Genomic DNA, 14,543 nt, shown 5'->3' on the forward strand with positions numbered 1-14,543 from the left:
CTTAATGCATCTCCGACAACAAATTTCCTCACGGCAGTTCAAGTAGAATAGCTTCTTTACCCCACGGCCGGCAGGAATGACTTCTCACGACACCGATATCGCTCTCCTGCCACCGTATGAACGACTGTTCGGTCCGGTTACTCAGGCACGCATCATGCGCCTGTTGCTGATATATCTGATCATGCTCGGCGCAGGTTCGGCCTTGCTGCTCCTGTCGCGCCATGACCAGCTGCACATCCTGGGCCTGGGCCTGATCCTGCCCGGCGGCGGCTTTTTGGCCCATGCCGACATCTGCAGCGCCGCCGGCATCAGCCACCTGCTGGCCGCGGCCGCCGGCATGGCCGCTTTCGGCGTCTCGCTGCTGATCTGGTTCGGCACCGGCAATATCCTGGCGCCGCCCGTCGCCTGGCTCGGCATGGCCGTCGGCGCGGCCACCATGCGCCATGGCGCCGTGCGTGCCGCCACCATCGACTTGGTCTTCACCGGCGTGGGCATCGTTCTCCTGGCGCTGGCCATCGCCATGGCCGCCCGTTTCGCCCTGGCGCGCCGCCAAAGGAAGATCGACAACGCCTACCTCGCCAGTCAAACCGGCCGCTTGAGCCACATCTTCGACGCCGCCCCGGATGCCGGCCGCGCGCCCGAGATGTCGCTCGAGCACCTGCGCCGTCTGCGCTTCGCCCTCGACCGGGCCCTGCAACCGCTCGGCCAGTTCAACGGCTTCGAAAAAATCGACCAGTTCCAGACTGCCGCCACGCGCTACCAGTTGAACTTCCTCGCGTATGGCGTGGCGCTCACGCAGGCGCGCTACACGCCGGCGTTTCGCGGCTACATGCACGAGGCCCAGATCGCACTGCTCGACAAACAGGCGCAGCACCAGGTCTGGTCGTACTGGAAGCTGGAGAACCTGTGGGGTAACCTGCAAGCCGACCCGGACCCGGTCGCGCGCGAGAACATCATGTACACCGGCTTCGTGGCGCTGCAAATGGCGCTGTTCAGTGCCAGCACCGGGCGCCGCGATTTTTCCGAAGCCGGCCGCTTCACGCTCGTCCATCCGTCGGGCCGGCGCTACCCGCACGATGCCGGCTCGCTGATCCGGCGTCTCGAACACGAATACACGACCTCGCCCTACTACCTGATCGCCTGCGAGCCGAACTGGGTCTACCCGCTGTGTAACACCATCGGCGCCAGCGCGATCATGGCCTTCGACGCGCAGCATGGAGAGCAGCGCTGGGCCGGCCGCGCGCACGACTTCCGCCACAACCTGGACGCCGAATTCCTCGATGGCCGCGGGCGCTTCATTCCCTGCAAGTCGGCGCGCACGGGCCTGGCCCTGCCGGCCATCGGCGGCGCGATGCCGCTGGCGATGCCGTGCTTCTTCCTGAACGTGGTCGCTCCCGATCTGGCGCGCCGCCAGTGGCTGCTGCTGCGGCGCCAGTTGTTCACGCCCGATGGCGCCTTCCGCCGCCGCGCCTTCTGGCCTGTCGACACCGGCAATTATGGTTTCTCGCGCGCCAGCGCCTACAGCGCCACCGCGCTGGCTGCGGCCGAATTGGGCGACAGCGCCGTCTACCACGCCTGCATGGAGGCGCTGGAAGCGGAGTGCCCGAGTGTGCTCAAGGATGGCGTGATCCACCGCGTGCGCGCCTCGGTCTGGGCGCACGGCGTCGAGCTGATGGCGCGCGCCGGCACGCGCAATGGCTTCCGCCAGGTGATTAGTGAGCCGCGTGCAGTGGCGGGGCCGCAGCTCGATGCCCTGGCCTACCCCGACATCCTGGTCGCCAGCGCCCACGCGGGCGAGCAGGGCTTGCGCGCGGTGCTGTACGCCGACGGCATCCACACGATCGGCCTCGTCGGCCTGCAGGCGCACGGTGTGTACCTCGCTAACGATGTTACCGTGACAGCCGATGCGAACGGCAAGGCAAGCTTGCGCATGCCGTTCGCCGGACGCACAAACCTGCACGTTCAAGCCCGGGGAGGCAGATAATGGCTTGCTGCGTCCTGCTGGCCGCTGTGCTGGGCGGCGTCGCCGGCATCACATCGTGGCTGACCATATCGGCCCGCCGTCCCGGCGCAGCGCAGGACTGGCGCTTGATCAAACCTACGGATACACCATGAACGAAACCAAGAACGTCGGCACGCCGCAGCGCTTTTCGCTGGCGGCCCGCTCCAAGAGCTTCGGCTACGCCATCGCGGGCATTGTCTTCATGCTCAAGACCCAGCACAACGCCTGGCTGCACCTGGCCGCCAGCGTGATCGTGGTCGGCCTCGGGCTGTACTTCAATGTCAGCAGCGCCGACTGGCGCTGGCTGGTGGCCGCCATGGTGGCGGTGTGGGTGGCCGAAACCATCAACACCGCCGTCGAATACGTGTGCGACGTGGTCTCGCCGGGCTACGCGATCGCCGTCAAGCACGCCAAGGACATCGGCGCCGGCGGCGTGCTCATTGCCGCCGCCGGCGCGGTGCTGATCGGCGCCCTGACCTTCTGGCCATATCTTTAGACCGGGCGCTGGGCGGCATCCCGTTGGGCGGCATCCCGTTGGGCGGCATCCCGTTGGGCGGCATCCCGTCGTTCGCTGTAGCGTTCCACCAGATAATCGCTGCGCTCGCGCAGCAGCAAGGTGAACTTGAACAGCTCTTCCATCACATCGACCACGCGGTCGTAAAACGGCGACGGCTTCATGCGCCCCGCTTCGTCGAACTGCTCGTAGGCCTTGGGCACCGACGACTGGTTCGGTATCGTCACCATGCGCATCCAGCGCCCCAGCAGGCGCAGGGTGTTGACGGTATTGAACGACTGCGAGCCGCCCGACACCTGCATCACCGCCAGGGTGCGTCCCTGGGTCGGGCGCGTGGAGCCGACTTCCAGCGGAATCCAGTCGATCTGGTTTTTCATCACCGAGGTGATCGCGCCATGCCGCTCGGGGCTGCACCACACCTGCCCTTCCGACCAGAGCGACAAGGCGCGCAGCTCCGCCACCTTGGGATGGGTGACCGCTTCGCTGTCGGTCATGGGCAAGCCGTGCGGATCGAAAATCCGGACCTCGGCACCCATGTGCGCCAGGATGCGCGCCGCTTCTTGAGTCAGGAAGCGGCTGAACGAGCGCTCGCGCAGGGAGCCGTACAGCAGCAGGATGCGCGGCGGATGATCGAAGCGCGCGGGCGGCGCCAGTTGCTCCAGCGTCGGCAGGTCGAACTGCGCTTCGGCCAGGTTCGGCAGGCTCATGTCGTTCAGGTCCATTCAGGCGTCCTTCGGCGGCAGGATATCAAGTACCAGGTCGCCCGGACGGCACAGGCGCACGCCGAGCGGCGTGACCACGAACGGGCGGTTGATCAGGGTCGGATGGGCCACCATGGCATCGAGCAGGGCATCGTCGGCGGCATCGGCCAGGCCAAGATCGGCGTATTCCTGTTCCTTGGTGCGCATGGCGGCGCGCACGGACAGGCCGGCGCGGCCAATCAGGCCTGCCAGCACGGCGCGCGTGGGCGGTTCGGCGAGGTAGTCGATGATGTGCGGATCAAAGCCGCTGGCGAGGATGAGTTCAAGGGCGCGCCGCGAGTTGCTGCAGCGCGCGTTGTGATAGATCGTGATGGTCATGGCGGATTCGCGCGCGATGCGGGCTCGTTTTGATGTTTCAATAATAGTCGAAATGACCCATCAAAACAAGCCGTTGTCCTTCCTCAGGCCATGGCGGCGAGCAGGAACACCCCTGTCGCCGCCATGGCGGCACCGGCCATGCGCGTCAACCGGGCACCGCCCGCCGCATATCCCGCCGCCAGCAGCAGCGCGAATCCGGCCACCAGCGCCGCCGGCACGCTCGCGGCCAGCCCCGCTTCGACCTGCATGCCCACCTGCGCGACCGCGCCGAGCGCCATCATCACCACGAAGGCAGGCAACAGCGTGCCCCTGCCCTGCTGGCGGCTCCACAAGCCCACACCCAGCATGGCCAGCAGATGATCGATCCCGGTCAAGGGGTGCGCGAAGCCCGCCGCGAATCCGGCCGCGGCCTCGTGACCGGGATGGGCGGCGGCGGGCAGCGCGAGCAGGCACAGTGCGATGGCGAGTGTCTTTTTCATGCTGTGTTCTCTCTCAGAGCCTATCCCAGTAGATCGGGGAGAGCGGACGGCGACATGCGCGTAGGCGACATGCGCGACGGAGCTCGCATCATGCGGTAGCGGCGAAGGTTCCGTTAAACGGTCCAGCACTGGCAGATGGTGATGCTCGCGTTTCATGGCGATCATCGGCACGATCCCAGCGTCTTCACAGACGGCGATATTGGCGGCGCTGAAATAGCCGGTGTCGGCCAGGACTTGGCTTATCTGCCCCAACTGCTTCTGGCGCTCGGTCAGCACTGCCAGCATGGGTTCAATCTACTGGTTGTCGTTGCCCGCTTGTGTAACGAAGCCGCCCACGATCAGCATGCTGTCTGTATCGAGCGCCGCCTGAGCGTTGTAGCATTGATCGAAACCGCCGCCCACTTTCATGATGCGTGATTCTTCATCGGTCAGGTTAATCTGATCCTTGTCCTGCGGCCCCGCTGGTGGGCGGCTCAGGAACTTTGCCGCCGGGCTGACGACCGGCTTCGCGCTTGGCACGTCGCTTGGACATCTTGGACGCGTACTCGGTTTGTGCTTGTGCGTCGCGTTCCCGCGCACGTTCTTCCAGCTTGCGCCTGGCCTCGTCCAACGCGGCCAGGCGCTCTTGGCGCCGCGCGATTTCCTGTGGCACGTCCATGCCGTCCGGCACTTGTTTGCGGTCCTCGCTTTCCGCCAGCGCCATCAACTGCTTGACCTCCTGCTGCAATTGCGTCTCGATCTTCTTGATGTGACCCCACGACAGCGCGCTGTGACGGCTGGCGTTGGCTTTGACCTTGCTGCCGTCAACAGCAATCTTGCCCAGCTTGAGCATGCCTGTCTCGCGCGCCAGCATCAGCACTTGCACGAACAGCTGCTCGAACTGGGCACCACAGCGGCGGCGGAACGCGGCCAAGGTAGCTTGCAACAGCTCGGTTGGCCAGACTTGGCGCAAGGCAGCGCACCGTTGCAACAGCAGTGAACCAACAGGGTGGCCGGCATGAGCCGGCCGCCACCTCTGCTTATTCGCCCGACACGGCGCTGTAAGCGCGCTTGCGGGTGTTGCCAACCACCGGATCGAGCGGCTGGGTGCCGTACGGCGCGCTGGTGGCTGGCGTGCCCGATACACTGCTGGCGCCTTTTTGCGCCGCGCCGATGATCACGGTACGGCGCTTACCGTCGACTTTGACGCCGAGCGCCACCACCGGCGTCGGTGGCAAGCCGCCACCGACGAACCCGGTACGGCGCGCGCCGCCGCAGGTGCCCTTGACCCCGATCGCGCCGGAACCGTTGAACAGGTTGACCCAGTAGCCGGCCGCTTCGCCCAAGGTGCTCGAGCAGGTGCCTTCGAGCGCCGGCGTGGCCCGGTTAGTGCTGAAGGTCACCATGCCGCCGGCAATCAGCGCGCTGGTGACCACTTGTTCACCCTTGTACGGCAGGCTCATGAACCAGCCCACCATCGACGAGCCGGGCAGCACACCTTCCTTTTTGCAATCGGTGTTGCCGGTGTAGTCGGCCAGCGCGGTGTCGAGGTTGTGCGCCGCAGCGCGCGTGCCCAGCGCCAGGTCGTCGCGCAGCGCCAGGTCGTCGCGGTACACGTAGAAGCGGTTGACGACGCCGCCATACGGATAGTGCGTCTCGAGCGGATGCTCGCGGTCGCCCGAACCGATCGCCACATACGCCTTGGTACCGACAGCCACCACCGCCGGCGCGAACAGGAATTTGCGTCCGGCACCGGCGGTGTAGGCCACCTTGCGGCTGCGCCAGTCGTCTTTCGCCAGCGCGCTCAGGCTGGACGGATCGTTGACGAAATCGATGCGGTACAGGCTGCCGCCGATATCGGCCGCGAAGGCATAATCGGCCATGCCGTCATTATTGATGTCGACCGTGGCAAGGTCGGCCGCCACGCCGCGATCTGTGCTGAACGAGCGCACCACGCTACCGGTGTCGGCATCGAGCAGGTACACCTTGCCGCCCTTGGTAGCGCCGCAGTCGGGCTCGATCTTGTTGGCGTCCTCACACTTGTCGTAGCCGCCGCCGACGATGACCAGCGGACGCGGTCCGGTAGCGTCCTTGTACCCCTTGACCTTGATCACGCGTGGCATCGACCAGCTCTGGCCCATGTCGGTCATGCCGGTGGTGCAGGTGCTGTCGGCGTCCGTCTCGCAGCCGGCTTTCCACTTGAACGCCGGTGCCGTCGGCGAGCTCACGTCCAGGGCATAGATCATGCGGCCGCCACGGCGCATGGTCGGGTAGATCCATACCTTGCTGTCGGTCACATTCTGATACAGGCCAATCGAACCATCGAAGAAGTAATCCTTGGCCGTCGGTGCCGGCGTTGGCGCCACGACCGTCAGGCCGGGGTAGGAGATCTGTGGACTGTTGCTCTTCAGGCGGCCCAGCTTGGTGAAGAATTCTGGCGCCACGAACGACCATTGCTCGACGCCGGTCGAGGCATCGATGGCGTGCAGGGCACCGCCATTGCCACCGTAAAACACGGTGACGCCCTTGTTCGGCAGCGCGGCGGTGCCGTAATTGACCGGCATTGGCCGCGAGTGGATCACGTCGCCGTGGATCGAGGGCCGCGCCGAGCCGGTGGTCTCGAGATTCTTCTTCTCGTTGTTGACATCCTCGCCGCGGATGAAGTTGACCACATCCTCGTCGAGCGTGGAATTGACGGCGGTGAACGGGACCAGGGTGCCGGCCGACAAGGTCAGCATGTTGCGCTTGAGCGTGGCGGAATTGCTGCCCCCGGTGGCAACGTTGCCCTGACGCAGAACCTGCGCCGCGGCCCCTTTTTCCACGAACGGCCCGTCGGGCGCGTCGGAAAACGGACTCACGCCCACCCCCAGGGTCGGACAGGTACTGATCGGCGCCGGATCCAGACCCAGGCCGCTCCAATAGGCGCCGCTGTCCTTGGTCCAGTTACTGTTGGCGCAGGCGGTGACGAAACCGGTGTTCGGATTGAGCGCGGGCACGCCGCTGGCGTCGGCCAGGTCGATGCCGATGCCGTCGGCATTGCCGATCAGCTGGTAGCGTTTCAGGTTACCGAACCAGCGCGGCGCGGCGTCTGGATCGGGACGGAACATGCCGATGAACAGCTGGTTCTCGTTTTGCGAGCGGTTGGTGGCGTTCACCGGCAGGCTGGTCGAGGCGAATGCCGTATTCACCGCCTGGATCTCGGTCATGATGACTTTCAGGGCCGCCTTGATCTCGTTCTCGTTGGTGGCCTTGAAGTACTTGCCGCCGCCGGCTTTCGCCATGCTCAGCAGCAAAGAGGTGGTTTCCGCGTTCGGCTGGGCGTTATGGACGTCAATGGTATAGGTGGTCACGGACGGGCGGATATCCGAATTGTCGACCGGAATGCCATTGTCATGCATGAAGCGGACCCACTCGTCGGCGTTGGCCGGGCCGGTGTCGGTCGTGGTCGTGCCGGTCGGCACGTTGGTGATGAATATGTTCTTGCCCAGGATCTCGTACACGCTCTTGCCGGCTTCGCACACCTTGTCCGGCTTGGTGGTCGCGCCGCCGACCACGCAGCCGTTGGTAAATGTGCTGCACGCACTGGCGAACTCGGTCACGCTGGCCACCGCCAGCGTTTCGTTGGCATAGCAGGTGCTGGTCACGCCCACCGGGCTGGTCTCGGTCACGCTGGTCGAGGTGTGCTTCGGCAGCGGCAGCTGGGTCACAGGCAGCACGTTGCCGTCCTTATCTTGATTGTTGGAAAGCACTTTGAGCGCGTTGGAATTGGCGGTGCTGTCGGCGGTCGGCCCGGACGAGCTTGGGTTGCTGATGAAGATGACGAAGTTCTTGCCGCAGGTATTGGCACTCGTGATGGGCGCCTGGAAGCGGGTATAGGTGGACTTGTGCCCTTCCGCATAGCCGCGCTCGTCGGCAATGTCCAGGGTGGCCGGGCCCGATGTGGCGCCGACCCCGGCTAAATAATTGTAGACGTCGTGCATGAGGGCGCCATACGGCGCGTTCGAACCGATGATTTCGCTCGTCTTGCTGTAGTTCGCTTCGATCGTGTCGAGATGGTTGGTGAACTCCAGTTTATTACTGGCATCCATCGGCAACACGTGCGAGCGCACGAAGCCGCCCTCGTACTTGCCGCCGCCAGTGACAAATTCCATCAGGCCGACGTTGATTTGGTCATTCATGCCGGCGATCGTGCTGCGGATTGCCCTCACTTCCGACAAGCCCTGCTTATCGCCCGAGGGCCAGTGCTGTTTCGCGGTTGACCAGTTGGCAGTGTTGTCGAGCACGATGAGCACACGTGGATTGATCGCCTTGCCGCCGGATCTTCCCGTGAAGATGTCGATATCCTCGGCCAGGGTCATGACAGGTGAAGTGCCCAGGGCGGCGCAGATGGCGAGCCGCATGACGTGGTTGTTTCGGACTGTTTTCATGGCATCCTCTCATCTTAGATCGGGCAATTGTCTTCAACGTCATTCAAGGGCACCCGCACTTTGATTCCTTGAACGAGTTCTACGGTCGACTGGGCCACCGCGTCGGTGGCGACGGCGCGCACTTCCCACACCGTGTTGGCACACAGCGAGTCGCCGCTGGTCGCGTCGGGCGATGAAATCATGCAGTTGCGCTCTTCCTCGTCGTTCAGATCGAGGTCGGAATTTTTCATCACCTGTACTTTTTTGCAGCTCGGCGCCGGGGTGATGGCCACCGTCACATCGGCGACCTCGTCGCCATTCACATCGATACAGCGCTGATTGGCCAGCTCGCATGGATTGTCGAGCGTGTTGGCGCTGTCGCTGGCAAAGCGCTTGTTGCTGATGACCTCTTCGATCACCCCGCGCGCCGCCGCAATCGCCCCGTCGCGTTGCTGCATATTGCCGACCACGATCAGGTTCGATTTGCCGAGATTAAAACTGGTCAGGGCCAGCATGGTCAGCACCACGAGCATGATCAAGGACGTGATCAGGGCCATACCCTGTTGATTGCGCTTAGTCATTTGACTCTCCTACCGGCAAGGTTGGGCATGGCTACAAGGGATTGAAAGACATTGCGTTTATATCTGTCATTAGCGGCGGCCACTGTGTTGGGCCGGCCGCTGGCCAGGTTACCCAGTACATAGCTATTGCTGTCGACGTAGCCTATCGAGGGCGCGATATTGCGTGCCAACAAATTCAGCTTGACCGCGACCACGCTGCGCCAGTTGGCTACCGCGCACAGTTCGTCGCCACAATCGTTGGCCGTGGCGGGGTTGCTGTTGTACAGGTCGGCGGTACCGTCGGCGAACAGCGGGGCGGCCGGGCCGACAGTGGCGGCAATAGCCGGGTCGTCGCGGTCCAGGCCGTACTCAAGTTGCAGGTTTTCGATGCCTTCCACCAGCGGCTGGATCGTGAAGGCCAGGTCGCCGCCTGCATTGGTGCCGAGGACCGCGCGTTTCAAGGTTGGAATGCCATCGTTGTCGTTGTCGTTGTTGGCCACGAAGTAGATGTGGGTCAGGTAGCGCCGCACCGGCACCAGGGTTCCGGCGTTGGTGGCGCTGCAGTCGCGCCCGTGGCGGGTCAGGCCGCTTTCCCTGGTATCGAGGTCGAACGATTTGAGCGGGTCGGCCGAGGCCAGCTCGTCCGGATTATCGAAGCACAGCGAGGCCTGGAAAAAGGCGCCGCCCTCGCTCACCGGATCGCAGCTGAGCTCGCCTGGCAAGCAGGTTTCGACGCGGCGGATCACCAGCACGTCGGTGCCCACCTTCAGGTCGCTGATGCACGAGAGCTGGGTCGCCGTGGCATTGTCCAAGCCCTGCACCGGCACCGGCAGGGCGGCGCGCACCAGGGTCAGATCGGTGGCGCACGGGTCGGGCATGGTCACAGGACTGATCAGGCGGCCCGGATCGAATTCGCCGAAATAGCCGGCATTGCGGATATCGCCGGCCAGCGTCTGCACGCCATAGCGCCCATTTTCGATCTTGCGGTTGGACGCCTCAATTTCGATCTGGGTGCGGCTGTTCTGGACGAACAGGCTGGCCATGCCGGCCAGCAGTATCAGACTGATGGTCATGGCGACCATCAGTTCAATCAGCGTGAAACCGCGGCTGTGCAGTATTGGGGTGCGGTTCATGATGGCCACCTCAGTTCACGGGTGTAGGGTTGCACAAAGGCAGGCCAACCGTGACCTGCACCGCGATGGCGCGGCGGTGGGTGTCGGCGCCATACAGGTCCTTGCCGCACGCCAGGCTAGGGGTCTTGATCGGATGTAAACCCTGCCACGCCACGCTGACCATATAGATGCCCGGGCTGCACACGCCGCGCACGTTGTTCATCGCCTGGACCTCGGTCACGCAACCGCGCGCGCCGGTCATGGCGCCGATATTCGACGAGCCGCTTGAACCCGTCTTGACCTCGGCCGCGCCCTTAAGCGCACGGCTCCACTCGCAGCGGTCGCGGTTCGCGCCCACCGCCTCCAAGCTGCAATCGACATCGGCCGCGAAGTCGTCGCCGGTGCCAAGCGGGGTGGTGGTGACGAACAGCGGCACGTCGGCTAAGGTGCTGCCGTGCATGCGCCCCTGGATGTCTTCCAGCAGCACCACGGCCTGGGCGCGGTGGTATGCTTCGATCGAGCCGACCTGGGCTTTCGTTTGAAAGGCGCCCAGGCCGAGCAGGCCAAAGGCCAGCATGAGCAAGGTGACCAGCACTTCGATGAGGGTAGTGCCGCTCTGGCGGCGCGGGGAGGAGGTGGTGTTCATGATGTGCAGGCGGTTTTTTTCTGGACCGGGCGGCCGCTCAGGTCGAGCTGCAGGCACAGGCGCGTGGCAACCCCGTTGGCCGAAAATTCGAAGCTCGGCCTCTGGCCGGGGCGCAGACGGCCGTTGGCCTTGAAGGTCACGCTGGCCGGTCCGCTGATGGTGGCGTTCACCACCGGGCTGTACGATTCGATCAGGCCGCCCGGGTTGCTCGGATCGGAAATCGACCAGCCGCTGTGCCAGGCGCCTTCGGTCGTGGCGCGTACCGTCACATCGACCCGGCGGTCGATCGCCTCGCTGCGCGCACGCAGCATGGCGGTTAACAAGTCGGAGCTGGCACTGCGCAAACGGCTCTTGCCCAGCATTTCGCTGAAGCCGGGCGCGGCTATCGCACCAAGTACCGCAAGTACGGATATCACGGCCATTAACTCGAGCACAGTAAAGCCGCCTTGGCGCGGCTGCGCCCGGGCTACCATTTGTCGTTCGGCGTTTTGGCGCCGCTGCTGGTGAGGGTTAAGACCACGTCGTTCGCCTGCGTACCGCCGACCTTGGGGGTGGCGGTGATGGTATAGCCTGGCGGCGGGCCATCGGTCAGGGTCACGCTCAGGGTGTAGCGCGTGGCCACGGCCGGCGGTACCTCCACCAGTGCTGTGATCTCGGCCAATGTGCCGAAGGTTCTGCTGGAGGCGAGGTAATCGGTCTGTTTGGCGGCCATCTGCAGCAGATGGGTCTGGGCCGCGCTGCGCTGGGCGGCCACCACGTGCCGCGTGTACGAAGGATAGGCGATGGCGGACAGGATGCCGATCACCACCACGCAAATCATCAGTTCAATCAGGGTAAACCCGCCGCTGCTGCGTTTCCCAGGCTTGCTTGGTGAGGTCATTTTCGGCTCCTCTGAAGTGAATAATCACTCTGATGTTGCCGAGTATAGACCTTGATTCTCTTCCATTGAAGAAATATTAGCTGACAGTTTGCTGACAATCGCACAGATGAAGGTTGCTTTTAATGCAATTAGATTTTGGCTAATTTTTCCATTGATTTAACAATTCAGACTCATGCGCGCGGCCCCGAAGGCACTGAAAAGGGGGTGGCGCCGCGGGCGTCGGTGGCCGGTGCCCCGGGGTGCCGGCCGCGCCGCTGAACGCGGGCGTCTTGCGCAGCTGGTTGACCGCGATATGCAGCCATGAGCCAGCGCCGACTCGCACGCTGTCGGGCCAGTGCAGCAGAGGGTCGCGCACGAGCGGACGCAAGCGGCATGTGTGGTCGAGCCAGTCGATGCCGCTCTCGTTCAGATTGGTAAAGAAATGGTTGCAGGCGCACCCCGCGCGGTGCCCTCGCTGGCCACGGCGCTTCACGCAGCAGCGCCGTGGCCAGCGCGAGCCATTCATGGCGCCGTAATGAAGTGTGTCGCCGCTTTTCTTGACAGGGTTAGCGGATTGAGGCCGGTGCTGGTCGGCTTGCTGTGGGAATGTGTGAGTATTCCATCGGCCCGCATGCGCGCCTCCGGCTCGGCCTGCAGCGACGGTTGGCCGCTGAAGAGGCGCACCTTGCCGCTGTCGATATGCACCGACAGATTCGTGGCGGAGGCCACATCGGCCAGGTAAACCCTGCCGCGCTCGGCGTCGACCACCAGGTCTGGCACAACGCTGCCCTTGGGCACTGGCGACTATCCTGAGCAGTCCCGATCGGACTGTCTGTCGATGCGCCGTGTCGCTGGAACTTGCAAGCGCCCAATGGAAGATCGCCCTGAACGATGGCAGGCGCGACAAGCGGCCGTGAACACCGTGAGCGGCATCGCTCCAGGGCTGCGGCTGCAACACGTTGTCGACAAGATCTTAGAGCCACCCCTTTCAAGGTCCTCATACGATCAGGCCCTGCTTCAGAACCCGTGCAGTAGAGACGTGTTTGCGCGCTTCGGCGCCAGACACGTAGCCCGGCTTTTCCCGCGCCTTCGGACCGCGTTTGTGTTTGCGCCGTCTTTTCGGGTCGACATGTGCCGCCGCTTGCAGCATCAAGTCCGCCAACTGGCATGCATCGAGGTTGTCGTATGCACGCCACTCACCGTTGGGTAAGGCAATCATCATGCATTCATAAGCGGCTTTTACCCCCAGCGCCAGATAAAAGACCGATAGTTCGATCTCGCCGCCCGCCTCCAGTTGGTGGCGGATCATGATGACGCGTTCGATCACTGCGAGCACGTTATGCGCCAGCACGGCACGCCAAATGCAAGCAAGGCGGCATGCGGGTGACCCAGCGTTGTCATCTCACTGTTCAAGGCAGATTCGAGGCGCTGGAACATATTTTCGATACGCCAGCGCCTACGGTAGAGAGTGGCGATATCTTCGGCGCTGAAGGTCGACGTTGGCAGATTGCTCAGCAGCCGGATCACCGTATCGCCGTCATCAGTTGGTTTATCGAGTTGCAGTTCAATGCGGCGCAACGGTACTTGTCCTTCCTCCTTGGTGTTCATACTGACGGATTGTTCGTAGACAAGCCCGGTGTCGACCCGTCCGCAGACATGCGGCGTGCCTCCAGCGGTGGGGTTGGGCGTGCGCCTATGCTCGCGTACGATGAAGGCACTACCTCGCCGATGCCAGCCCGCGGGAACGGACTTGGTGCTGAAATTACGATCGGCGATCCACAGTTCGCCCGGCTGTGCGCGTTCAAGCAGCGGCGCCATGCAGGCACGCTCCTGTGCGTGCGCATCCTCGCAAGGCAAGATATCGATCACCAGCCCGCAATCGGGGTCATACACCACCAGCGAATGTCCCGGCAAGGCCGCGCCGCGGAACTGGCGCAGCGGCTTGAGCCGTTTCTCGCTGGCCGGAAGATGGTTGCCGTCCACGATGCACAGGCGATAGCCTTCCACGCTCGCCGCTTGGGTCGGCTGCATCGCATGCATGACCGGACCAAGGCGGTATTGACTGCCTTGGATCAATGCCCTGATTACGTTGATATCCGCATGATTAATCTTGTCATACAGAGCAGTGACCGATACTGGCAGATTCGCATAGGCTTTGGCCGCTGCGTGCAATGAAGGACGCAAGCCCATTCATGGTATTACTCCTGAACATGTCTCAAAACACCTTGAACATGTCAGACTGAAGTTAGTGCCGGATACACCTTGAAAGGGGTGGCTCTTAGCTGGCATCGAGCAGGCCCTGTTCGCGGATGAAGGCCACCACGGCCTGCACGCCTTCGCCGCTGCGCAGGTTGGTGAAAATGAAGGGACGCTCGCCGCGCTGGCGCCTGGCATCGTGCGCCATGATGTCGAGATTGGCCCCCACATGCGGCGCCAGGTCGGTTTTGTTGATGATCAGCAGATCCGAGCGGGTGATGCCCGGACCACCCTTGCGCGGGATCTTCTCGCCGCCGGCCACGTCGATCACGTACAGGGTCAGGTCCGACAGTTCGGGGCTGAAGGTGGCCGCCAGGTTGTCGCCGCCGGACTCGATCAGGATCAGGTCCAGGTCGGGAAAATCGGCCTGCATGCGCGCGATGGCTTCCAGGTTGATCGAGGCATCCTCGCGGATTGCCGTGTGCGGGCAGCCGCCGGTTTCCACGCCCATCAGGCGCTCGGCCGGCAGCGCACCGGCGCGCAGCAGGATCTCCATGTCTTCGCGGGTGTAGATGTCATTCGTGATGACCGCCATGTCGTACTGATCGCGCATGCTTTTGCAAAGCATTTCGCACAGCGCCGTCTTGCCGGAACCAACCGGGCCGCCAATGCCGACCCGCAGGGGATTCGATGTCATTTCCTGTCTCTCTT

At 63.7% G+C, this 14,543-nt stretch carries 16 protein-coding genes; 2 read left to right on the forward strand and 14 right to left on the reverse strand.

What is annotated here, in order from left to right:
- Window positions 1-154 precede the first annotated feature (154 nt).
- On the forward strand, window positions 155-1,984 hold the full coding sequence (locus F2P45_RS22205; RefSeq protein WP_166880032.1) for a linalool dehydratase/isomerase domain-containing protein: 1,830 nt from the start codon (window positions 155-157) through the stop codon (window positions 1,982-1,984).
- Window positions 1,985-2,111: 127 nt separating this feature from the next.
- A complete protein-coding gene (locus F2P45_RS22210) occupies window positions 2,112-2,498 on the forward strand; it encodes a diacylglycerol kinase family protein (protein WP_166880033.1) in 387 nt (128 codons plus the stop codon).
- Here the strand turns inward: F2P45_RS22210 and arsH are convergent.
- The 14 genes from arsH to ureG all read right to left on the reverse strand — a co-directional run bounded on the left by arsH (window position 2,495) and on the right by ureG (window position 14,529).
- Entirely contained in the window at window positions 2,495-3,223 is a 729-nt protein-coding gene (arsH, locus tag F2P45_RS22215; protein ID WP_166880106.1) for an arsenical resistance protein ArsH, read from the reverse strand. The two genes, F2P45_RS22210 and arsH, sit on opposite strands and share 4 nt — an antisense overlap.
- A gap of 15 nt (window positions 3,224-3,238) precedes the next feature.
- The gene (arsC, locus tag F2P45_RS22220; protein WP_166880035.1) at window positions 3,239-3,595 is read right to left on the reverse strand and encodes an arsenate reductase (glutaredoxin); all 357 of its coding nucleotides are present in this window, start codon (window positions 3,593-3,595) and stop codon (window positions 3,239-3,241) included.
- 83 nt (window positions 3,596-3,678) lie between these two features.
- Entirely contained in the window at window positions 3,679-4,359 is a 681-nt protein-coding gene (locus tag F2P45_RS36350; protein WP_229505227.1) for a HupE/UreJ family protein, read from the reverse strand.
- A 148-nt stretch (window positions 4,360-4,507) separates the two neighbouring features.
- Entirely contained in the window at window positions 4,508-5,026 is a 519-nt protein-coding gene (locus F2P45_RS22230; protein ID WP_223164807.1) for a hypothetical protein, read from the reverse strand.
- 67 nt (window positions 5,027-5,093) lie between these two features.
- Window positions 5,094-8,480 (reverse strand): pilus assembly protein, encoded by a 3,387-nt coding sequence (locus tag F2P45_RS22235; RefSeq protein ID WP_166880039.1) that lies wholly within the window; start codon window positions 8,478-8,480, stop codon window positions 5,094-5,096.
- A 14-nt stretch (window positions 8,481-8,494) separates the two neighbouring features.
- Window positions 8,495-9,040 (reverse strand): pilus assembly PilX family protein, encoded by a 546-nt coding sequence (locus tag F2P45_RS22240; protein WP_166880041.1) that lies wholly within the window; start codon window positions 9,038-9,040, stop codon window positions 8,495-8,497.
- Complete coding sequence (locus F2P45_RS22245) at window positions 9,037-10,152, reverse strand: PilW family protein (RefSeq protein WP_166880109.1); 1,116 nt, start codon at window positions 10,150-10,152, stop codon at window positions 9,037-9,039. Before F2P45_RS22245 ends, F2P45_RS22240 begins: the two co-directional genes overlap by 4 nt.
- 10 nt (window positions 10,153-10,162) lie before the next feature.
- Entirely contained in the window at window positions 10,163-10,777 is a 615-nt protein-coding gene (locus F2P45_RS22250) for a type IV pilus modification PilV family protein (protein WP_166880043.1), read from the reverse strand.
- Window positions 10,774-11,250, reverse strand: coding sequence for a GspH/FimT family pseudopilin (locus F2P45_RS22255; protein ID WP_267877368.1), 477 nt, complete (start codon window positions 11,248-11,250; stop codon window positions 10,774-10,776). The genes F2P45_RS22250 and F2P45_RS22255 overlap by 4 nt, the downstream gene beginning before the upstream one ends.
- A complete protein-coding gene (locus F2P45_RS22260; protein ID WP_166880111.1) occupies window positions 11,244-11,657 on the reverse strand; it encodes a type IV pilin protein in 414 nt (137 codons plus the stop codon). The genes F2P45_RS22255 and F2P45_RS22260 overlap by 7 nt, the downstream gene beginning before the upstream one ends.
- 501 nt (window positions 11,658-12,158) lie before the next feature.
- Entirely contained in the window at window positions 12,159-12,434 is a 276-nt protein-coding gene (locus F2P45_RS22265) for a hypothetical protein (RefSeq protein WP_166880046.1), read from the reverse strand.
- Window positions 12,435-12,633: 199 nt separating this feature from the next.
- Window positions 12,634-12,972, reverse strand: a complete 339-nt coding sequence (locus F2P45_RS35735) for a hypothetical protein (RefSeq protein WP_223164808.1) — start codon at window positions 12,970-12,972, stop codon at window positions 12,634-12,636.
- Complete coding sequence (locus tag F2P45_RS22270; protein WP_223164809.1) at window positions 12,960-13,826, reverse strand: transposase; 867 nt, start codon at window positions 13,824-13,826, stop codon at window positions 12,960-12,962. The genes F2P45_RS35735 and F2P45_RS22270 overlap by 13 nt, the downstream gene beginning before the upstream one ends.
- Before the next feature lie 88 nt (window positions 13,827-13,914).
- A complete protein-coding gene (gene ureG, locus F2P45_RS22275) occupies window positions 13,915-14,529 on the reverse strand; it encodes an urease accessory protein UreG (protein ID WP_166880048.1) in 615 nt (204 codons plus the stop codon).
- Window positions 14,530-14,543 lie beyond the last annotated feature (14 nt).

This window comes from Massilia mucilaginosa (genome assembly GCF_011682145.1).
Classification (GTDB): Bacteria; Pseudomonadota; Gammaproteobacteria; order Burkholderiales; family Burkholderiaceae_D; genus Telluria_A; species Telluria_A mucilaginosa.

Coding starts and splice junctions, on each gene's coding strand:
- F2P45_RS22205 (WP_166880032.1), top strand. CDS start 155: ATGCGCCTGTTGCTGATATATCTGATCATGCTCGGCGCAGGTTCGGCC.
- F2P45_RS36350 (WP_229505227.1), bottom strand. CDS start 4,359: ATGCTGGCAGTGCTGACCGAGCGCCAGAAGCAGTTGGGGCAGATAAGC.
- F2P45_RS22235 (WP_166880039.1), bottom strand. CDS start 8,480: ATGAAAACAGTCCGAAACAACCACGTCATGCGGCTCGCCATCTGCGCC.
- arsC (WP_166880035.1), bottom strand. CDS start 3,595: ATGACCATCACGATCTATCACAACGCGCGCTGCAGCAACTCGCGGCGC.
- F2P45_RS22245 (WP_166880109.1), bottom strand. CDS start 10,152: ATGAACCGCACCCCAATACTGCACAGCCGCGGTTTCACGCTGATTGAA.
- ureG (WP_166880048.1), bottom strand. CDS start 14,529: ATGACATCGAATCCCCTGCGGGTCGGCATTGGCGGCCCGGTTGGTTCC.
- F2P45_RS22255 (WP_267877368.1), bottom strand. CDS start 11,250: ATGGTAGCCCGGGCGCAGCCGCGCCAAGGCGGCTTTACTGTGCTCGAG.
- F2P45_RS22250 (WP_166880043.1), bottom strand. CDS start 10,777: ATGAACACCACCTCCTCCCCGCGCCGCCAGAGCGGCACTACCCTCATC.
- F2P45_RS22240 (WP_166880041.1), bottom strand. CDS start 9,040: ATGACTAAGCGCAATCAACAGGGTATGGCCCTGATCACGTCCTTGATC.
- F2P45_RS22260 (WP_166880111.1), bottom strand. CDS start 11,657: ATGACCTCACCAAGCAAGCCTGGGAAACGCAGCAGCGGCGGGTTTACC.
- F2P45_RS22270 (WP_223164809.1), bottom strand. CDS start 13,826: ATGGGCTTGCGTCCTTCATTGCACGCAGCGGCCAAAGCCTATGCGAAT.
- F2P45_RS22210 (WP_166880033.1), top strand. CDS start 2,112: ATGAACGAAACCAAGAACGTCGGCACGCCGCAGCGCTTTTCGCTGGCG.
- arsH (WP_166880106.1), bottom strand. CDS start 3,223: ATGAGCCTGCCGAACCTGGCCGAAGCGCAGTTCGACCTGCCGACGCTG.